The organism is Acidovorax sp. 59 (assembly GCF_002754175.1).
GTDB classification, from domain to species: Bacteria; Pseudomonadota; Gammaproteobacteria; order Burkholderiales; family Burkholderiaceae_C; genus Acidovorax; species Acidovorax delafieldii.
Genome location: NZ_PEET01000001.1, coordinates 1,009,740 through 1,029,888, shown reverse-complemented (window position 1 = coordinate 1,029,888; position 20,149 = coordinate 1,009,740). Strand labels below are relative to the sequence as shown.

At 63.1% G+C, this 20,149-nt stretch carries 20 protein-coding genes; 3 read left to right on the top strand and 17 right to left on the bottom strand.

What is annotated here, in order from left to right:
* Positions 1–220 precede the first annotated feature (220 nt).
* The 13 genes from CLU87_RS04625 to CLU87_RS04565 all read right to left on the bottom strand — a co-directional run bounded on the left by CLU87_RS04625 (position 221) and on the right by CLU87_RS04565 (position 11,267).
* Positions 221–1,690 (bottom strand): Do family serine endopeptidase, encoded by a 1,470-nt coding sequence (locus CLU87_RS04625; protein WP_099729690.1) that lies wholly within the window; start codon positions 1,688–1,690, stop codon positions 221–223.
* Positions 1,691–1,852: 162 nt separating this feature from the next.
* Complete coding sequence (locus CLU87_RS04620) at positions 1,853–2,755, bottom strand: MucB/RseB C-terminal domain-containing protein (protein ID WP_233193711.1); 903 nt, start codon at positions 2,753–2,755, stop codon at positions 1,853–1,855.
* Positions 2,756–2,949: 194 nt separating this feature from the next.
* On the bottom strand, positions 2,950–3,600 hold the full coding sequence (locus CLU87_RS04615; protein ID WP_082522408.1) for a sigma-E factor negative regulatory protein: 651 nt from the start codon (positions 3,598–3,600) through the stop codon (positions 2,950–2,952).
* A 9-nt stretch (positions 3,601–3,609) separates the two neighbouring features.
* A complete protein-coding gene (gene rpoE / locus CLU87_RS04610; protein ID WP_015013192.1) occupies positions 3,610–4,236 on the bottom strand; it encodes an RNA polymerase sigma factor RpoE in 627 nt (208 codons plus the stop codon).
* A 6-nt stretch (positions 4,237–4,242) separates the two neighbouring features.
* Entirely contained in the window at positions 4,243–4,686 is a 444-nt protein-coding gene (locus CLU87_RS04605) for a hypothetical protein (protein WP_233193710.1), read from the bottom strand.
* 200 nt (positions 4,687–4,886) lie between these two features.
* Positions 4,887–6,131 carry a beta-ketoacyl-ACP synthase II gene (fabF, locus tag CLU87_RS04600; RefSeq protein WP_056061355.1) on the bottom strand — a complete coding sequence of 415 codons (1,245 nt, stop codon included), beginning with the start codon at positions 6,129–6,131 and terminating at the stop codon, positions 4,887–4,889.
* Between the two features lie 48 nt (positions 6,132–6,179).
* Positions 6,180–6,419, bottom strand: coding sequence for an acyl carrier protein (gene acpP, locus CLU87_RS04595; RefSeq protein ID WP_003058049.1), 240 nt, complete (start codon positions 6,417–6,419; stop codon positions 6,180–6,182).
* A 103-nt stretch (positions 6,420–6,522) separates the two neighbouring features.
* Positions 6,523–7,281: a 3-oxoacyl-ACP reductase FabG gene (gene fabG, locus CLU87_RS04590; protein ID WP_056061353.1), complete on the bottom strand. Its 759-nt coding sequence runs from the start codon at positions 7,279–7,281 to the stop codon at positions 6,523–6,525.
* Positions 7,278–8,228, bottom strand: coding sequence for an ACP S-malonyltransferase (gene fabD, locus CLU87_RS04585; RefSeq protein ID WP_099729688.1), 951 nt, complete (start codon positions 8,226–8,228; stop codon positions 7,278–7,280). The genes fabG and fabD overlap by 4 nt, the downstream gene beginning before the upstream one ends.
* Before the next feature lie 59 nt (positions 8,229–8,287).
* Positions 8,288–9,265 (bottom strand): beta-ketoacyl-ACP synthase III, encoded by a 978-nt coding sequence (locus tag CLU87_RS04580; protein WP_099729687.1) that lies wholly within the window; start codon positions 9,263–9,265, stop codon positions 8,288–8,290.
* A complete protein-coding gene (plsX, locus tag CLU87_RS04575) occupies positions 9,265–10,317 on the bottom strand; it encodes a phosphate acyltransferase PlsX (RefSeq protein WP_099729686.1) in 1,053 nt (350 codons plus the stop codon). The genes CLU87_RS04580 and plsX overlap by 1 nt, the downstream gene beginning before the upstream one ends.
* 107 nt (positions 10,318–10,424) lie before the next feature.
* Entirely contained in the window at positions 10,425–10,607 is a 183-nt protein-coding gene (gene rpmF / locus CLU87_RS04570; protein WP_005794249.1) for a 50S ribosomal protein L32, read from the bottom strand.
* Between the two features lie 111 nt (positions 10,608–10,718).
* Entirely contained in the window at positions 10,719–11,267 is a 549-nt protein-coding gene (locus CLU87_RS04565) for a DUF177 domain-containing protein (protein WP_099729685.1), read from the bottom strand.
* Between the two features lie 25 nt (positions 11,268–11,292).
* Between CLU87_RS04565 and CLU87_RS04560 the strand changes: the two genes are divergently transcribed.
* Together CLU87_RS04560 and CLU87_RS04555 are read left to right on the top strand one after the other, a co-directional pair.
* On the top strand, positions 11,293–11,892 hold the full coding sequence (locus tag CLU87_RS04560) for a Maf family nucleotide pyrophosphatase (RefSeq protein WP_099729684.1): 600 nt from the start codon (positions 11,293–11,295) through the stop codon (positions 11,890–11,892).
* On the top strand, positions 11,889–12,665 hold the full coding sequence (locus CLU87_RS04555) for an SAM-dependent methyltransferase (protein WP_099729683.1): 777 nt from the start codon (positions 11,889–11,891) through the stop codon (positions 12,663–12,665). Before CLU87_RS04560 ends, CLU87_RS04555 begins: the two co-directional genes overlap by 4 nt.
* A 275-nt stretch (positions 12,666–12,940) precedes the next feature.
* Here CLU87_RS04555 and CLU87_RS04550 read toward each other — a convergent pair whose 3' ends face one another.
* From CLU87_RS04550 to CLU87_RS04535, 4 genes are all read right to left on the bottom strand, one after another.
* Positions 12,941–13,987, bottom strand: coding sequence for a S49 family peptidase (locus CLU87_RS04550; protein WP_099729682.1), 1,047 nt, complete (start codon positions 13,985–13,987; stop codon positions 12,941–12,943).
* Between the two features lie 92 nt (positions 13,988–14,079).
* A complete protein-coding gene (locus tag CLU87_RS04545) occupies positions 14,080–14,460 on the bottom strand; it encodes a Rieske 2Fe-2S domain-containing protein (RefSeq protein WP_099729681.1) in 381 nt (126 codons plus the stop codon).
* Positions 14,461–14,486: 26 nt separating this feature from the next.
* Complete coding sequence (locus CLU87_RS04540; RefSeq protein WP_099729680.1) at positions 14,487–15,161, bottom strand: HAD family hydrolase; 675 nt, start codon at positions 15,159–15,161, stop codon at positions 14,487–14,489.
* A 25-nt stretch (positions 15,162–15,186) separates the two neighbouring features.
* Positions 15,187–16,188, bottom strand: coding sequence for an RluA family pseudouridine synthase (locus CLU87_RS04535; protein ID WP_099729679.1), 1,002 nt, complete (start codon positions 16,186–16,188; stop codon positions 15,187–15,189).
* A gap of 599 nt (positions 16,189–16,787) precedes the next feature.
* Here CLU87_RS04535 and CLU87_RS04530 point away from each other — a divergent pair.
* On the top strand, positions 16,788–19,949 hold the full coding sequence (locus CLU87_RS04530) for an Rne/Rng family ribonuclease (RefSeq protein WP_099729678.1): 3,162 nt from the start codon (positions 16,788–16,790) through the stop codon (positions 19,947–19,949).
* Positions 19,950–20,149: the final 200 nt, after the last annotated feature.

Below are 20,149 nucleotides of genomic sequence, written 5' to 3'. Positions count from 1 at the left end.
TGAACAGAGCGTCCGTCGATATGCAGATAAGCGTTGAACGCAAGTCTCTATTCTATCGAAACTGGTTGATGGACCTCTGAAAAGTTAGCAAAAGCTAACATCTAGACTGGTGTGGACGTCTCCTACCAACCCCTCAAAAAAAACCAGGCACCGACAATGGCCCCCTTGAAAAGTAGGGAATGGCCCGACTCCGGGCCATCCTCGTTCTCGCTTGTGGCGCTTATCTGCCGGGCCGAATCAGCGCGTACTGAGCCCACTCGCCGCGGCGATACAGCACGTTGATGGACTTGCTCTTATCAGCCTTGGACAGCACGGATTCAAACTCTTTCACGCCCGCCACTTCGGTGTTAGCAACCGACAGGATGATGTCCCCTTCCCGGAGGCCAGCGCGTGCTGCCGCGTCCGTGGCGGTCGCCACGACCACCCCGCCCTTGAGCTTGAGTTCCTTCTTCTGGGCATCCGTAAGTTCCGTCACTGACAAACCGATCTGCTGTGCAGCGGCAGAGGCCTTGGGCTTCTCCTCGCGCTCGGCTACTTTGGTGGCGGGCTTGTCAGGTTCGATCTCCGCGATGGTGATGGCCAGATCGCGGGATGCACCGCGACGGAACACCGTCACCGAACTGCGATTGCCTGGTTTGGTGTTGCCCACAAGGCGCGGCAGGTCTGCCACCTTCTCGATGGGTTTGCCATCAAAGCGCGTGATGATGTCGCCCGCCTCCACACCCGCTTTGTCGGCGGGCGATCCTGCCTCCACGCCCGTCACCAGAGCGCCCTGCGCCTTGCCCAGGCCAATCGACTCAGCAACATCCTTGGTGACTTGCCCGATCTGGACACCGATACGGCCACGCGTCACACGGCCCGAAGCGCGCAGCTGCTCACTCACACGGATGGCTTCATCCATGGGGATGGCGAACGAGATACCCATGAATCCGCCAGAGCGGGAATAGATCTGGCTGTTGATGCCCACCACCTCACCACGCATGTTGATGAGCGGCCCGCCAGAGTTTCCGGGGTTGATGGCCACATCCGTCTGGATGAAGGGTAGGTAGTCACCCGTATCGCGCTGCTTGGCGCTGACGATGCCAGCAGTGACCGTGTTTTCCAGCCCAAAGGGTGAACCGATCGCCATCACCCACTCGCCCACTCGGAGGCGACTCACATCCCCCACTTTCACAGCAGGCAATCCTGACGCCTCGATCTTCACAACGGCCACGTCAGTGCGCTTGTCAGCCCCCACGATGCGCGCCTTGAACTCACGCTTGTCCGTCAAGGTCACAATGACCTCGTCAGCGCCTTCAACCACATGCGCGTTGGTCATCACAAACCCGTCAGAGGTCAGAATGAAACCCGATCCCACTCCACGTGGCTGCGCCTCTTCTTCCTGTTGAGGCCGTTGAGGCCGCTGTTGACGCGGAGCATTGGGGATGGGTACCCCAAACCGGCGAAAGAACTCCAGCATCTCTTCGTCCATGCCATTGGCGCTGGCTCGACTGGACGCTTTCTCGACGGTGCGGATGTTGACCACTGACGGCCCCACCTGATCCACCAGATCGGTGAAATCAGGCAAGCCCCGAACCAGCGGTGCAGGTTGTGCCAACGCCGCATGGGGCGCTACCGAGACCGTGGCCAGACCACCCATCAGGCATGCCACTGCCACCGAACGCAACATACTTCCATCAAACTTCGGCATCTTCGACCTTTCTTGATTCTTGGCGAATGCTGTTCACGAATTGTGTGTGACTGTGAAGAGTGTGACGCCAAATGGTTCCCCGCATTCGTCACGCCCTCCATGCCCACACAAATCGCCAAATGACCGGGTATGGCGGCCCGCCAGTCATCTGCAGCGCGGCTGTCAGCGCAGGCGCTCCAGCTGACCTACAAAAAGGCGCAGTGTCTGCAGAGGTACCTCACCCACTGCGGTCAACCACGTGTCTGACGGCCCACGTTGGGCTACCAGCTGTGTAGCGCCCATGCTGGATACCTGGGGCTGCGCGGGATGGCGCTGCGAGTCGAAGGGCTCCAGAAACAACGATACCGAGGCCAGTCCATCGGAGTACAGGCACTGCAAGACACTAGAGGCATCCGGAGCGTCAGACACCGCCCGTCGGTGACAGCTGACAGGCACAAACCCGGCCACGGGCTGGCGCAAGGCCCAACCTTCGGCCTTTGCCGTAGTTTTGACCACTGAGGGTGCCACCACCTTGTAACCCGACGTCGCGTCCATCAGACGCGTCAGCTGATCAACCTTCACCGGCGCATTGAGATCCAGCTCGGAAAAAGCCGCTTGCTCCAAGACCCGACCATCAGCCGCCAGCGTCTGCAGCTTCACCACCAGCCCGGTTTCGCGCTCGCTCCAGAGCCGATAACCGAAACGCAGGGTATCCGTAGGCTGAAACCAGACCACGTCCGACACGAAGCCAGCCACCCGCTCCTGCCCCAGCAGGCGGGGCGTGTAAAACTGGGCGATCGATGTACCGCTGACCACAGGTACGCGCGGAAAGAGCCCAGATGCATCGCGGCGGTCTGACCGCACAACGCGCGCCTGGGGCAGGAAGGTACGAACTTCGTCGTTACGGCGATAGACCGTGCGCGGAGTGCCACTGAGCGATTCAACCCGCTCCAATTGTTGCTGGCCATCGCATGCGTGCCAGATGCGTGAACTGGACATGGCGCCGTTGGCCGACAACACCACAAAGGTTCCGGCATAGGCTCGGCTGCACGGTGCGCTGTGCATGCGCTCGATCCACTGCGCCATGTCGCGCTCGGCCACTGCAGTGGTAGTTGACTCAGAGGATGCAGCAGGAGCCCCCGCCACAGGCCCCACGAACAAGCCACACATTGCTGCGGCTATCAGCGAGCCAAGCCATCGAACCCGGGTATTTCCAAAGACCTTCGCAACTCCAGAGGGGTTCATCACACGATCTCAGCGCCAGACATACCGTTCACGATTCAGCGGCCAGGAGTCTCAAAAGTAGCGTTGCGCAAAAAGCCAGCAGGCATCTGCAGGGCCGACGTACTGCCAAACTGCTTATGGGCCGCCAGCAACTCATCCAATCGAGGATCCCGGATCATCACTTGCTGGCCGTCCGCATCAGCAACAGCCACGACAGGCGCGCCTTGCGCAGTCGCACGCTCGGGGGAAGACGCGGCCAGTTGAGCCCCAGCTCCACCCGCCCCCTGCAGTTGGGAGAACGAGGTCCAGCCAATGGCCGCCACGGCGGCCAGCGACGCAAAGCCCGCAACCATCTTCCAACGGAAAACCGAAGCATTGGCAGCCACAGGCAGAGGGGTCGCTACGATGCCCAGTTGGGCTGGAACATGGGGACGCTGTGGCGGAGCCTCCTTGGCCAGCTCTTCGCGCAAGCGGGACAGAAACGCCGGATTTGCTGGCCGCGCCAAATCAGAAGAACGCAACGCATCGCCCACAAGGTGGTAAACCGCCCATGTGTCGCGTCCTTCGTCTTCCGCCGCCCAGGCCAGCGCATCGGCAAACTCATCGCCGTGCAGCTGACCATCCGCCAGAGCAGATAGCTGTTCGCTCCGTCCGCCGGTCAAGCTGACGTCCGCCGAGGCGGTGATACCTGTTTGTGCCTTGTTCATTCAATCACCTCACCACCGTTTGCCCGACTGGTTTTCGAGCAAGGGGCGCACTTTGGCCGAAATGGCTTCTCGCGCCCGAAAGATTCGAGATCGCACCGTACCAATGGGGCACCCCATCGCGGTAGCAATTTCTTCATAACTGAGCCCTTCAATCTCTCGCAGCGTGACAGCTTGGCGCAGATCATCGGGCAAGGCCTCCATGGCTGCATTCACGACCTGGGCGATTTCCTGGGCCGCAAGGACAGTTTCGGGGGTTTCGTCGCTGGTTAGTTCGTGTCCAAGGCGGGAAGTTTCATCCTCGTCCTCCGAACCCCTGAATGCATTTTCGGAAATGACCGGGTTGCGCTTCATATCCATGAGCGCCTTCTTGGCTGTATTGACAGCAATCCGGTACAGCCAGGTGTAAAACTGGGCGTCGCCGCGAAACTGGTGCAGCGCCCGATAGGCGCGGATGAAGGTTTCCTGGGCAATGTCCTGCACCAGGTCCGTGTCGCGCACCATGCGCCCGATCAGTCGTTCGATGCGGCGTTGGTACTTGATGACCAGCAATTCATAGGCGCGCTGGTCGCCCGCTACCGTGCGCTCCACCAGTTGGAGGTCGCTATCTTCGGAGGGGGAAGGCGGAATTACAGTCATGGATACTCAGTATTCACGCCCTGGGGCAGCTTGCCGGGCGGTTTCGTCAGCGTTGTCAGCGCCCGATCTGGCGCGCGAATATACCGCACGGCGCAAGTCCATCCAGCGCTCTGGCTGACTGGAACGCTCCAGCCACAACCACAGCGGCGGATGTCCGACGAGCAAGATGCGCACCCACAGATGCGCCTGCAGATCCAGAAGCACCTCCGGGGGCGCTGAAAGCGTCAGCGGCACACTGGTGGGCGGCGCCACTCGGTTCAGCGTCCAGGCTTGGCCGTCGAACTGCAAAACTCCACGGGCTTGGCTCCACCAAAAGTGCATGGCAGCCGCCATCGCTGGCAGCCAGAAACACAGGGCCACTGCGATAGACAGATGCGCAGCACGGCTACCCAAAGCGATCCAGGCAACCAAAACGGCACCACCCGCAAGCACCCAGGCAGCCAACAGCACGCCCAGCACCCGACTGCGACACAACGGATATTGGACAGAGGGAGGCCGTCTCGAAAGCCGCGTCACAAGACAGCTCCCTTCGAAGGACGGATCAAGCGCCAACTCGATGACGGACCGACACCACAGTCAATAACACATCGCCCGCAGGCCCACAAGCGATACGTATTGCCACCGAATCCGAGATTGGTATATGCGCGCAATCAGACGCGTTTGAATACCAGCGTTCCGTTGGTGCCGCCAAAGCCAAAGTTGTTCTTGACGGCCACATCAATCTTCATGTCCCGCGCCGTATTGGCGCAGTAGTCGAGATCGCACTCCGGATCCTGGTTGAACAGGTTGATGGTGGGCGGCACTTTTTGTTCATGCAGTGCCAGCACGGTGAACACACTCTCAATTCCCCCCGCACCGCCGAGCAAGTGGCCCGTCATGGATTTGGTGGAGCTCACAACGGTCTTGTAGGCGTGGTCGCCCAAGGCCGCCTTGATTGCGTTGGTTTCGTTGATGTCACCCAGGGGAGTGGACGTGCCGTGGGCGTTAAGGTAATCCACCTGATCGGCATTGATCCCGGCGTTGCGCAACGCGCTGAGCATGGCGCGCCGGGGCCCATCCATGTTGGGAGCGGTCATGTGACCTGCATCTGCGCTCATGCCGAAGCCGCTGAGTTCGGCATAAATCTTGGCGCCTCGCGCCTTGGCATGTTCGTACTCTTCGAGCACCATCACACCAGCGCCTTCGCCCAGCACAAAACCGTCGCGGTCCTTGTCCCAGGGGCGGGATGCCGTCTTGGGGTCGTCGTTGCGAGTGGACAGGGCCCGCATGGCAGCAAACCCGCCGATGCCCAGCGGAGATACCGTGGATTCGGTGCCCCCAGCCACGACCACGTCCGCATCGCCGTATTCGATCATGCGACCAGCCTCGCCAATACAGTGCAAGCCTGTCGTGCAGGCGGTCACCACGGCAAGGTTGGGACCCTTGAAGCCAAAGCGCATGGACACATGCCCTGCCACCATGTTGATGATGGACGCAGGTACAAAAAATGGAGTGATACGCCGTGGCCCGCGGCTGACCAGCTCGGCGTGTGTGTTTTCGATCAGCGGGAGGCCGCCAATGCCGGAGCCGATCACGCAGGCAATGCGTGTGGCGAACTCCTCACTGAGCGCTTCACCCGTGGGAAGCCCTGCGTCCTGGACGGCCTGCGCTGCAGCAGCGATGCCGTAGTGGATGAAGGTATCCATCGCGCGCGCATCCTTGGCGCTGATGTACGACTCCAGGTCAAGACCTTTGACCTCTCCCGCAATCTTGCAGGCGAAGTTCGATGCATCGAACTTGGTGATGAGATCAATGCCGGACTGGCCGGCAAGGAGATTGGCCCAGGACTCGGCCACCGTGTTACCCACGGGGCTGACGCAACCCAGGCCGGTCACGACAACGCGACGACGGCTCATGCGTATAAAACCTTCTGCTGATCGCTTGAGTCAGGCGCAGGGCGCTGCTCAGGCCTTCTGGTGGGTGTTGGCGTAGTCGATGGCGTTTTGCACCGTGGTGATCTTCTCGGCGTCTTCGTCCGGGATCTCGATGCCGAATTCGTCTTCCAGAGCCATCACCAGTTCCACCGTGTCGAGCGAGTCGGCACCGAGGTCTGCCACGAAGGCCTTTTCATTGGTGACTTGGGACTCTTCCACACCGAGTTGTTCGGCAATGATTTTTTTGACGCGTGCTTCGATATCGCTCATGGTTTCCCTCTGGGGGTTGTGAATGAATCCGCGATTCTAGCCGCTTAAGGAGAAGCCCCTAAACGACCCGCCGTCCGGATGAACCGGCGTTAACTTTCAATAACTACATGTACATGCCGCCATTGACATGCAACTCCTGCCCCGTCACATAGCCAGCCTCGCGCGAGGCAAGGTACGCCACCGCGTGCGCGATGTCGGCCGGCTTGCCCATGTGACCCAGCGGGATCTGCGCATTGAGCGCTTTTTGCTGGTCTTCGGGCAACACGGAGGTCATGTCGGTCTCGATGAAACCGGGTGCTACGCAGTTCACGGTGATGCTGCGGCTGCCCAGCTCACGGGCCAGTGCGCGCGTCATGCCCGCCACACCCGCCTTGGCCGCAGCGTAGTTGGCCTGGCCTGGATTGCCCGACGCACCCACCACGCTGGTGATGCTGATGATGCGCCCAAAGCGCTGCTTCATCATCGGCCGGATCGCTGCGCGGCTCGTGCGGAATACCGCCTTGAGATTGGTGTCCAGCACGGCATCCCAGTCGTCGTCTTTCATGCGCATGGCCAGAGTGTCGCGCGTAATGCCCGCGTTGTTCACCAGCACATGCAGGCCACCTTGCTGCTTGACGATGGCGTCCATCAGGGCCTCGACCGCAGCCACATCGTTCACGTTCAGATTGGCACCGCGGCAACCAGGGTAAGCCGACAGCGCCTGGCTGATGCGCGCAGCGCCTTCATCCGTGGTGGCTGTACCCACCACCTGGTAGCCGCGCACCGCCAACTCCAGGGCAATGGCAGCACCGATGCCGCGCGATGCACCGGTCACCAGCGCCACTTGCGCCGCCTGCACTGCTGTCTGGGTCGATTCCGTCATGCCAACAACTCCCGGGTTTCAGCCAGCGTGGCCGAGTCAAACAATGCTGCGCCGACCAGTTCAGGGTCGATGCGTTTGGTGAGGCCTGCCAGCACCTTGCCAGGGCCACATTCAATGATGTGCGTCACACCACGGCCTTTCAGCGCGTGCACGCATTCCACCCAGCGGACGGGGCCAAAGGCCTGGCGGTAGAGCGCTTCGCGAATGGCATCAGCGTCTTGCTGCACCACCACGTCCACGTTGTTGACCACCGGAATCTGAGGGGTAGCAAGCGCAACCTCCGCCAGCGCCATACGCAGCTTTTCAGCCGCAGGCCTCATCAGGCTGGAATGGAAAGGCGCCGACACTGGCAGGGGCAATGCGCGCTTGGCGCCCGCCGCCTTGAGCACCTCACAGGCCTTGTCCACACCCGCCTTGGTACCGGCGATCACGGTCTGGATCGGGTCGTTGAAATTGACAGCCTCCACCACCTCAGCCGTACCTGGCCCGAACGATGCCAAAGCCTCGGCACAACCAGCGATGACCTTGGAAGCCTCCATGCCCAGAATGGCCGCCATGGCGCCGGTGCCGACAGGCACCGCCTCTTGCATGGCCGCCGCACGCAGCCGCACCAGCGGGGCCGCCTGCGCGAGCGTCAACACACCAGCCGCCACCAGGGCGGAGTATTCGCCCAGCGAATGCCCGGCAACGGCCACCGGGGCTGCGCCACCTTCTGCGCGCCACACCCGCCATGCCGCCACGCCAGCAACCAGCATCACCGGCTGGGTGTTGGTGGTGAGGGCCAAAGCCTCCTTGGGGCCTTCCTTGATCAGCAGGCCGACATCCTCACCCAGAGCATCCGAGGCTTCCTGCAGGGTCTGCGCCACCACCGGGTGGTCACCCCAACCATCGAGCATGCCAACCGATTGCGAGCCTTGCCCCGGAAAGACAAATGCAAAAGACTTCATGAAAAATCCAGAAATATGATGAAACCGGCCGGTAGCGCAGATACCTATTGCGCCAGCAGCTACAACTTCAGGAGCACAGCACCCCAGGTAAAACCACCACCCACACCTTCGAGCAGCAGGGTTTCGCCTTTCTTGACCTGACCGGTGCGCACCCCATGGTCCAAAGCCAGCGGAATGGAGGCTGCCGAGGTGTTGCCGTGTTGGTCCACCGTGACCACCACCTTGTCCATGGACATCTTCAGTTTGCGGGCGGTGCTCTGCATGATGCGGATGTTGGCCTGGTGCGGGATCAGCCAGTCGATATCGGCCTCGGTCAGCCCGGCCTTGGCCAGGGCCGCGTGGGCCGCCTTTTCCAGCACACCCACTGCCAGCTTGAAGACCGCCTGTCCGTCCATTTTGAGGACCGGATCCCCAAGCACCTTGCCGCCGGACACATTGCCGGGCACACACAAAATATCGACATGCTTGCCGTCGGCGTGCAGGTCGCTCGACAGAATGCCAGGCGTGTCAGAGGCCTCCAGCACCACAGCGCCCGCACCATCACCGAACAACACACAGGTGGTGCGGTCGTTGAAGTCCAGGATGCGGCTGAAAACCTCTGCACCAATCACCAGCGCGCGATTGGCAGCACCTGTCTGGATCATGGCGTCCGCCACCGACAGGGCATAGACAAAACCGCTGCACACAGCTTGCACATCAAACGCAGGGCATCCATTGGCACCCAGCTTGTTCTGCAAGATACACGCAACGGACGGGAACACCATGTCCGGCGTGGACGTGGCCACGATGATCAGATCGATATCGGTGGGCTGCAGGCCGGCGGCCTGCAGGGCATTGCGCGCAGCCTCCAACCCCAAGTCGCTGGCGGTCACATCCGGCGCCGCAAAGTGGCGCGCCCGGATGCCGGTGCGCTCCACAATCCATTCATCGGAGGTTTCGATACCGCGCTGGCCCAGTTCGGCGACCAGATCAGCGTTGGTCAACCGGCGGGGAGGCAGGTAGCTGCCGGTGCCGGTAATGCGGGAATAACGTCTCATTATTGTGCGGTCGCCGCAACGCCAGGCTGGGGCTGGGCATCTGCAGGCGCCAGCAGGGGCGCCGCGTGCGCAATCCGGGTCCGGACACGGTCGAGCAGGTTGTTGCGGGCTGCATCATACGCCCGGTTCAACGCCTGCTCGAAAGCCATGGCGTCTGCCGATCCGTGACTCTTGAACACCAGCCCGCGCAGGCCGAGCAACGCCGCGCCGTTGTAACGGCGGTAATCCATGCGCTTCATCAACGCTTTTAAGATCGGATAGGCGACGATAGCGGCCATTTTGGTAAAAATGTGGCGTGAAAATTCGGTTTTAAGTGCTCCGATGATCATCGAGGCCACACCTTCGCTGGCCTTGAGCGCCACATTGCCCACAAAACCATCACAGACCACGATATCCACCGTACCCTTGAAGATATCGTTGCCCTCCACATTGCCATAGAAGTTCAAATCGCCAGAATTAGCGGCAGATCGCAGCAATTCACCCGCCTTTTTGATCACCTCGCTGCCTTTGATGACCTCTTCACCAATGTTCAGCAAACCCACCGTGGGCTCGCCACCCTCCTGAAGGACGGATACCAGGGCAGAGCCCATCACGGCGAACTGCAGCAGGTGCTCGGCCGAGCAATCGACGTTGGCCCCCAGGTCCAGCACCGTGGTGGCACCACCGGTGGCGTTGGGCAACTGGGTAGCGATGGCAGGACGGTCGATACCGTCCAACGTCTTGAGCAGATAGCGGGCAATGGCCATCAAGGCACCGGTATTGCCCGCAGATACGGCCGCCGAAGCCGTGCCATCCTTGACTTGCTGGATGGCCACGCGCATCGAAGAATCTTTCTTCTTGCGCAAGGCCACTTCCACCGGGTCATCCATAGCGACCACTTCGGTAGCGGGAACGATGGTGGCTCGGTCGTGGGAGAACGATTGCAGGCTGTCCGCCAGGCCAACGAGCAGCAGACGGGCATCCGGGTGGTGGTCGAGAAACTGGCGGCACGCCGCGAGCGTGACGCGGGGGCCATGGTCGCCCCCCATGCAGTCAACAGCCAGTGTGATCATGGGCGACTTGTCCGGCCGGCCCAAAGGGCCGAGAGATGAATACGACGGTCAAAACAAAGGCCCGCGCTACAGGGTTTGTAGCAACGGGCCTTTGGATGGGGTGAAGGTCAGGCTTCAGACTTGTTCTTCAGCACCTGACGGCCACGGTAGAAACCGTTGGGGCTGATGTGGTGACGCAGGTGCGTTTCACCAGTGGTGGGTTCCACAGCAATGCCTGGCACGTTCAGGGCATTGTGCGAGCGGTGCATGCCGCGCTTGGAAGGGGACTTTTTGTTTTGCTGAACGGCCATGATGGCTCCTGATCTGGAATAGGTTGGTAAAAACGCGATCAGCCCAAAAAGACACGATGGGGTTCGCGTGAAGCCCACGATTATAACCCAAATGATTTTTGGGTCGATGAATCAGTCTTTGGCGTCTTTGCGCAAGGCTGCCAGCGCGGCAAACGGGTTGGGTTTTTCGGCGTTGGCTTCTTCAAAATCGTCGTCCGAAGACGCCAGCGGCACCGAGGTCGGGCACTCGTCGTGTTTGGGCACCACGGGCAACGCCATCAACAGTTCGTCTTCGATGAGCTCGTGCAGATCAAACTCGCGGCTCAGGGCCAGCAGGTCTTCTTCGCTCTCATCGTCCAGGGCCTCGGCCGTGGCTTCGTCCGCCACAAAGCGGAACTCACGATCCACCTCCAGGGGCACATCGACCGGCGTCAGGCAGCGCTGGCACTCCATGGGAAAGCTGGCGCGCACCTTGATGTGCAGCCAGACCTGCCCCATGCCTCCCGGGGCAGTGCGCACTTCGCCCGTCGCCTCCCAGTCCACCAACAGGTCGGGGTGTAGGCCTTTGGCCTCTTGCGCCAGGCGTTCGTACTTCAGCAGCGAGTCGTGTCCCGCCAGCCGACCGCCCGCCTGTGCGAAGGCTTTCACGTCGAGGCGCTGTGCGGAGAATTCCTTGGTCATGGCGGCAGTGTAAGAGAATCGGCGCATGCATCAATCCCCCTCCCCGCAACGCCCTCTGGTATTGGGCTCGACCTCGCGCTACCGGCGCGAATTGCTGGAACGGCTGAACCTGCCTTTCGAAGTGAGCGCCCCCCATGTCGATGAGACCCCCCTGCCCGGCGAGGCGCCCCGCGCCCTGGCCATGCGCCTGGCTCTGGCTAAAGCGGAAGCTGTGGCGCGGCAGCACCCCGAAGCCGTGGTGATCGGATCCGACCAGGTGGCCGACCTGGCCGGGGAGCCTCTGGGCAAACCGGGCCAGCACGATCGCGCGGTGCAGCAGTTGCGCCAGATGCGCGGCCAGACGGTGGTGTTCCAAACCGCCCTGGCGGTGGTGTGCGCGGCAACCGGCTTTGAACAGGTGGACCTCGCCCCCGTAGAGGTGAAGTTCCGCGATCTATCGGATGAAGAAATCGAGCGCTACCTGCGCGCCGAACAGCCCTACGACTGCGCAGGCAGCGCCAAGAGCGAAGGCCTTGGTATTGCCCTGCTGGACGCCATCCACAGCGACGACCCCACGGCGCTCATCGGGCTGCCACTGATCCGCACATGCCGCATGCTGCGCGCAGCAGGGCTGGTGCTGCCATGAACGTAAAAACCGGCACGCTGTACCTGGTGCCCGCCCCCCTCGACTTTGGCTGCGACACCCAGGCCCCACTACAGGATGCCCTGCCCTCGGCCACCCTGCAGACAGCCGCCCGCCTGACCCACTGGGTGTGCGAAAACGCCAAGAGCACGCGCGCCTACCTCAAGCGCATTGACGCGCTGCACCCCCTGGCCCTCACTCTGCAGCAACAGCAGATCACCGAGTTGCCGCGTGAAGTGCACAAAAAAGGCGACCACGGCGACAAAGGCTCAGCGCCGTTCGATGCCCGCCCGTTGCTGGCTGCGGCCCTGAACGGGCACGACATCGGCCTGGTCAGCGAAGCGGGTATGCCCGCAGTGGCCGACCCTGGCTCGTCGGTGGTGCGGGCCGCGCACGACCTGGGCCTGCGCGTGGTGCCGTTGGTAGGGCCGGTGTCGCTGCTGCTGGCCCTGGCCGCCAGTGGCCTCAATGGACAAAACTTCGCCTTCGTCGGCTATCTGCCACAAGACGGACAAGAGCGCACACAGCGCATCAAGGAGCTGGAAGGCATCGCGCTGCGCACGGGCCAGACCCAGCTGTTCATCGAGACCCCGTACCGCAACCCGGCCCTGTGGCAGGCGCTGGTTCAGACCCTGCAGCCGCACACCCGGCTGGCGCTAGCCAGCGGGCTGACCCTGCCCGACGCGCGGGTGCAAAGCCAGCTGGTGCGCCAGTGGAAGCAGCAGCCCGCACCACCGGACAACCGCACCCCCGTGGTGTTTGCGCTGGGGCGTTGAGACAGCGACGGGGTAACACGCTACGGGCGAGGTGCCTGGAATGCTACATATTCAGGAGCATTCCAGGCATATTCCACTAGCGCAACCGCCCCAAAACACCCCCAAACCCCTCAGACCGCTGCACAACGGCCCCACACCGGCACCGCAGCACAGCGCAACCAGGCCCAACAAAAAAGCCCCGGCAGATACCTCTGCAGGGGCTTCGAATAGACATCTGCCGTGGATGCAAGGGCTTGCGCGGATGATCACGCCCCCTGCCGACTCCGAGGCGAATATCAGCGCAACTGTGGCCCCGATATGGCCAGTGACTTGACGGCGCCCATGCCCACCGCCGCGCCAAAACGCTTGGCCAGGCGCTCGGCCACGTTGTCGCGGCGGGTGTAGTCGATGATGTCCTCCGCCTTGACCACTTCGCGCGCGACATAGTCCAGGTTGCCCAGCTTGTCCGCCAGGCCCATTTCCACGGCCTGCTGGCCCGTCCAGAACAATCCGCTGAAGGTATCGGGCGTGGTCTTGAGACGGTCACCGCGCCCTGCCTTCACCACGGCAATGAACTGTTGGTGGATCTGGTCGAGCATGGTCTGCGCGTAGGCGCGCTGCTTCTCGGTCTGCGGACTGAAGGGGTCCAGAAAACCCTTGTTCTCGCCTGCGGTGAGCAGGCGGCGCTCCACGCCCACCTTCTCCATCACGCCGGTGAATCCAAAACCGTCCATCAGCACACCAATGCTGCCCACGATGCTGGCCTTGTCCACGTAGATATCGTCGGCGGCGGCTGCAATGTAGTAGGCAGCCGAGGCGCAGGTTTCTTCGACCACGGCGTAGATCGGCTTGTTGTGCTTGGCTTTCAGGCGCACGATCTCGTCGTTGATGATGCCGGCCTGCACCGGGCTGCCACCGGGCGAGTTGATGAGCAGCACCAGCGCTTGCGAGCCCTCATCCTCCAGCGCGCTGCGCATGGCGGCCACCACAAACTCGGCACTGGCCTCGGCGCCACTGGCGATCTCGCCCTTGATGTCCACCACGGCGGTGTGCGGCGTGCTTTTGCTGGTGCTGGGCGATGCCTGACGCAGGGCCACGAACGCAACAGCAGCAAACAACACCAGCCATGCCAAGCGGAAAAAAATCTTCCAGCGGCGGGTGCTGCGTTGTTCGTTGAGGGCGGCAAAGGCCAGCTTTTCCAGCGTGGCGCGTTCCCACCCGGGTTCACGCGATGAATCGCTCACAGGGGCTCCTGAATTAGTAGCTGCTTGCGCCCACAGATCGGGGGCGGAATTGCTTTTGGGGTCAAAGCCCGACGAGGCGGGCTGCTGGGGGTCAGTCATGTCATGCGTCCTGGGCACTGCACCGCTGCGGCCCGCGCGTTGCGGTGGCCCGCTTCGGGCGGCAGCACATCAGGGTAATTCATCTGGATTTTCTAGAACTCTACAGGCTGCAGGTTGTAGGCAGTATGCCAGCGCACCACACCATCGCTCTCCGACAGGGCAATTTTCACCAGCCCACCGCGGCAGGGACCGCCCGCACACTGGCCGGTATGGGGCAAGTAGGCCGCCCCGTGGGTGGCACACAACAGCCAGTGGCCTGTGTCATCAAAAAAGCGGTTGGGCTGGTAGTCCATCTCCATCGCCACATGGGTGCAGCGGTTGAGGTAAGCGTGCGGCAGGCCTCGGTAGCGGATTGCAAAGGCCCTGCACGTCTGGCCTGCGTACTGCACATCAAACGGCACGGCCAGGCCTCCATCGACAAGGTCGCCACTGTTGCACAGCGCGATAGGCTGATCAGTGGAGGGTATGGTCATAGGCTCGTCCCGCTCCGATACCCGCGTCAAGCGTTGTGCAGCAGCCAGTCGTGCAGCTCGCGCACCGAATGCACAACCGCCAGCGGCTGGAGGGCATGAAAGGCGTCGGGCTCGTGTGCGCCATAGCTCACCCCTACGCTCGCGCAGCCCGCGTTGACCGCCATCTGCAGGTCATGGGTGGTGTCGCCAATCATCAGCAGGCGCTCAGGCGCCACGTCAAATTCGGCCATCAGCTCCTGCAGCATCAGGGGGTGCGGCTTGCCAGCGGTCTGGTCGGCGGTGCGGGAGCCGTCGAACACGCCGCGCAAATCCACCGAATGCAGCGCCTCGTCCAGCCCGCGCCGGCTTTTGCCCGTGGCCACGGCCAGCAGGTGCCCACGTTCACGCAGATCGTTCAGCAGCGGCAACACGCCATCGAACAGGCTCAGGTCGTCCTGGTGCTGGATGTAGTGGAAGCGGTAGCGGTTACCCAGCTCGGTGTACTTTTCGGGCGGCACATCGGGGGCGGCATGGGCCAGCGCCTGCATCAGGCCCATGCCAATCACATAGGCGGCCTCCTTGTCTGTGGGTACCGTGCCGCCCACGTCGCGCACCGCTGCCTGGATGCAGCGCACGATGATGGCGGTGGAGTCGAACAGGGTTCCATCCCAGTCAAAGGCGATGAGATCGAAGCGGCGCGGACGGAAGTTATTGGCAGACATGGAGGGGGTTCTTCGCGCAGGATCGTCAGGCAGGGGACACAAAATCGGCCAGCTCAGGGGGTAGCTCGGCAATCAGTTGCACACGCTCGCCCGAGGCGGGGTGGTTGAACTGTAACCGCCATGCGTGCAGGAACATGCGCTTCATCGAGAGCTTCTGCAGACGCTTGTTGAGGTCAAAGTCACCGTATTTATCGTCACCCACGATGGCGTGGCCCTGGCTGGCCAGGTGCACACGGATCTGATGGGTGCGGCCGGTCTTGATGGTCACCTCCAGCAGGGACATCGCCGGCAGGCCTTGAGCGGCACGCGCGGGCACAGTGCTGCGCACCTTGACCAACGTGATGGAGCGCATGCCATCCGGGTCATCGGCCGTGGTCACACGCACGCGGCGCTCGCCGTCGGCCTGCAGGTACTTGTGCAGTGGCAGGTCGATGACCTTTTTGTTGGCAGGCCAGGTGCCCGTGACGAGTGCCAGATAGGTCTTGCCTGTCTCGCGCTCACGGAACTGGTCTTGCAGGTGAGTGAGCGCTGACCGCTTCTTGGCCACCAGCAGGATGCCCGAGGTCTCGCGGTCCAGGCGGTGCACCAGTTCCAGGAACTTGGACGCCGGCCGCGCCTGGCGCAATTGCTCGATCACGCCAAAACTCACGCCGCTGCCGCCGTGCACCGCCACGCCCGCAGGCTTGTCCAGGGCAATCAGGTGCTCGTCTTCGAGCAGGATGGGAAATTCGCGCGCAGGCGCCGGACGCTCGGCCTTCTCGGCCACCTTGTCGGAGATGCGCACGGGCGGCAGGCGCACCACGTCCCCTACTTCCACGCGGGTGTCGGCGCTCACGCGGCCTTTGTTGATGCGGACCTCACCGCTGCGGATGATGCGGTAGACATGCGTTTTTGGCACGCCTTTCAAGTGGCGTATCAAAAAGTTATCGAGCCGCTGGCCAGCGGAGTCAGCATCCACTTCCACCAGGCGGGCTGCGGGAAGCCCCGCAGGGGCTGTGGGCGGTTTGGCCCCTATAATGTGTTTCACCTGCGCGTTGTTATGTAAGTGGTTGATTTGTCTGGAGTTTAGTCCACACAGCCCTTGCCCCTCACGCAGGCAGGTCGATGCCACCGGGCGTCGTGCGCGCAGATTGCAGGCCAGATGCCTGTGGTGGCCAGCACGCCGTGCGGCGGGCTGACAGATTGAAACACTGATACGGAATCCCCCAAGCTGGCAGATGTTCCCTACCCGGGCGCAGCCTGTCAGCGGATCAAAGCGAGCATGTGGTTGTTGATGAGCTGGATGGTGACCTTGTGGCGGTGGCTGATGCCCCCGGCTGCACGCTCTAATTCAGCCCCAACGCCCAGCCAGCAAGCGCAATCAGCTACTCTTTTGCTAGCAAAACTGCGCTCCTACCACTCGCCCCCATCCACGCGCCCCTGCCTCACGATGCTGCGCTAGAGCGCGGCAGATCATTGGCATTCCCGGCAATTCCCTTCGTTTCGATGCGTCAGTCCAGGCATTCACAGCTCCTGTAGAGCTTGTTGTATTGGTTTGGAAACTGTGGGCGGCAGCCCGCGCAGCCCTCCCTGTGGGTCAGGTGGGCTGCACCGCTGCTGTCCGCGAAACACTGAAGGAATCGCATCATGAAGCGGATGCTCATCAACGCCACGCAGCCCGAAGAACGGCGCCTGGCCATCGTCGACGGACAAAAGCTCCTCGACTACGAAATCGAAATCGAAGGGCGCGAACAGCGCAAGGGCAACATCTACAAGGCCGTCGTCACCCGCGTCGAGCCTTCGCTGGAAGCCTGTTTTGTGGACTACGGCGAAGACCGCCACGGTTTCCTGCCGTTCAAGGAAATCTCGCGCAGCTACTTCACCCCCGGTGTCTCGCCCAGCCAGGCGCGCATCAATGAAGTGATCAAGGAAGGCCAGGAGCTGCTGGTCCAGGTCGAAAAGGAAGAGCGCGGCAACAAGGGCGCGGCCCTGACCACCTTCGTCTCGCTGGCCGGCCGCTATGTGGTGCTGATGCCCAACAACCCCCGTGGCGGTGGCGTTTCACGCCGCATTGAGGGCGAGGACCGCGCCGAGCTCAAGGAGGCGATGGACCAGCTGGAATACCCGAACGGCATGTCCATCATCGCGCGCACCGCTGGCATTGGCCGCACCGCGCCCGAGCTGCAGTGGGACCTGAACTACTTGCTCAAGCTGTGGAACGCCATCGACGGCGCCGCCAAGGGTGGCAAGGGTGCCTTCCTGATCTATCAGGAATCGAGTCTAGTGATCCGCGCGATCCGCGACTACTTCAACAACGACATCGGTGACATCCTCATCGATACCGACGACATCTACGAACAGGCACAGCAGTTCATGGCGCACGTCATGCCCGAGCATGCTGCCCGCGTGAAGCGCTACCGCGACGACGCCGCCCTGTTCAGCCGCTTCCAGATCGAGCACCAGATCGAATCGGCTTACGCCCGCACCGTTCAACTGCCCTCGGGCGGCGCCATCGTGATCGACCACACCGAAGCGCTGGTCAGCGTGGACGTGAACTCGGCCCGCGCCATCAAGGGCGGCGACATCGAGGAAACCGCCACCCGCACCAACCTGGAAGCCGCCGACGAAGTGGCCCGCCAGATGCGTCTGCGCGACCTGGGCGGCCTGATCGTGATCGACTTCATCGACATGGAGGAGAGCAAGAACCGCCGCGAAGTGGAAAACCGCCTGCGCGACGCGCTGCGCCAGGACCGCGCTCGCGTGCAGTTCGGCACCATCAGCAAGTTCGGCCTGATGGAGATGAGCCGCCAGCGCCTCAAGCCCGCCTTGAGCGAAGGCTCGTCCATCCCCTGCCCACGCTGCGGCGGCTCGGGCCACATCCGCGACACCGAATCGTCGGCCCTACAGATCCTGCGGATCATTCAGGAAGAGTCCATGAAGGACAACACGGCCGCTGTGCACTGCCAAGTGCCGGTGGAAGTGGCCTCTTTCCTGCTGAACGAGAAGCGCACCGAGATCGCCAAGATCGAACTCAAGCAGCGCGTGGCCGTGCTAATGGTGCCCAACAAGACGCTGGAAACCCCCAACTACCGCCTGGAACGCCTCAAGCACGACGACCCGCGCCTGGACCACATCGAAGCCAGCTACAAGCTCGCCGAAGAAGTGGAAGACCCCACGGCCGTGACGCGCCGCTCGCAGGAGCCCACCAACAAGCAGACCCCGGTGATCAAGGGCGTGCTGCCTGACGCACCCGCCCCCGTGGCTGAGCCCCGCCCCGAAGGCGCCGCACGCCCACCCCGTGGTGGCCAACGCCCTGCAGCCGCTGCCACCCCTGCACCTGCACCAGTAGCCGCTCCAGCGCCCGTCCCTGCCGCGCCGCAAGAGCAAGGCTTCTTCGCCTGGCTCAAGAGCCTGTTTGGCTTTGGCAGCGCGCCGGCAGCCCCCACACCGGTCACAACGGCATCGCCCGCAGCCGCACCTGCCGCTGCCGAAACCACCAGCCGTGGCGAACCGCGCCGTGAAGGCCGCAACGGTGAAAACCGTGGCCGCCGTGGCGGCCGCGATGGCAACCGGGACGGTCAGCGCGAAGGCGCACCACGTGATGGCAACCGCGAAGGCAGCTCTGGCGAAGGCCGTGGCCGCCGTGGCGAACGCTCGGCCGAAGGCCGCGCTCCCCGCGATGCAGACAGCCGTCCACCCCGGGACGCAGAGCGCCGTCCCGAAGGCGAAGGCCGTGAAGGGGGACGCAACGGACGTGGCGAAGGCCGTGAAGGGGGCCGTGGCCGCCGCGACAGCGAGCCGCGCAACCTGAACGCTGGCGTGAATGGTGACAACACCAACGCTGCAACCACTCCGGTGGAAGGCCCCAACGCAGGCAACACCGGTGGCGCAGAAGGCCAGCCGGCGCAGCAACCCCGTGGCGAACGCGGCCCGCGCCGCGAACGCGGTGATCGCGGTGGCAACCGTGGCGAGCGTGGTGAACGCGCTCCCCGCGCGGTCGAGGCCCAGGAGGCAAGCGCCACGGCCGCCGCTGGTGACTTTGCGGATACCGCTCCACTGGCATCGCTGCCGGACCTGGACCTGAGCGGCAATGACGCACCCGCCAACGGCAATGGCGCCACTGAAGAGCAGCGCCGCGAGCGCCGCTCCCGCGACCGCTATGGCCGTGACCGTCGCGAACGCGGCGAGCGTGGCCTGCGCGACAACAACGGCAACGCCGAAGCAGCTGCGCCAGCGATGCTGGACTTTGACCCCACCCAGGCCGAGCCCGCACCGGCACAGGACGAGGCGCCGCGCCGCAGCTACTTCAGCAACGCGCCCGCCGCCGAGCCCGTGGCACCGGTGGCAACCCCTGTCGCAGCTCCTGTGGCAGCCCCAGCCGCTTCAGCCACTGAGCCAGCCGCAGCGCCTGTTACCGCGGCAGCTGTTGCAGCGCCCGTTGCAAACCCTGCAGCCGCCCCGGTGGCCGCACCGGCGCCTGTCGCAGCACCCGCACCGGCGGCGGTAGCCGCCCAGGCCCCCGTGGCAACAGCTGCGCAAGCCAAGGGACTGCCCCGCGTTCAGGCGTTCACGCTGCCCATCGATGAACTGCAGCAAGTGGCTGCCGCATCAGGCCTGCAGTGGGTGAACTCTGACGCGGACAAGATCGCTGCCGTGCAGGCCGCCATCGCTGCCGAGCCCAAGCCCATCCGCGTGCCCCGCGAGCGCCCCCCTGCGGTGGTGCTGGACGAAGGTCCGCTGGTGCTGGTGGAAACCCGCCGCGACCTGTCGGCCATGGCGCTGCCGTTTGAGCAGCCCCCCGCAGCCTGATGCGCTGCAATGGCTGCTGCCCCAGGGCTGCAGCCTGCACCCAGAAGGCGGCTCAGGCCGCCTTCTTTTTTGGGCAACTGAGCAAGCGCCGTGCTGGGCGCCAATACCCGCAAGCGACAGAAGACGGTCGTCCAGCAGGTACCATTTCAGGCCGCTGGCGCAGCCAGCAACCCGCGCTTTCCAGGCCACACTTCACCCCC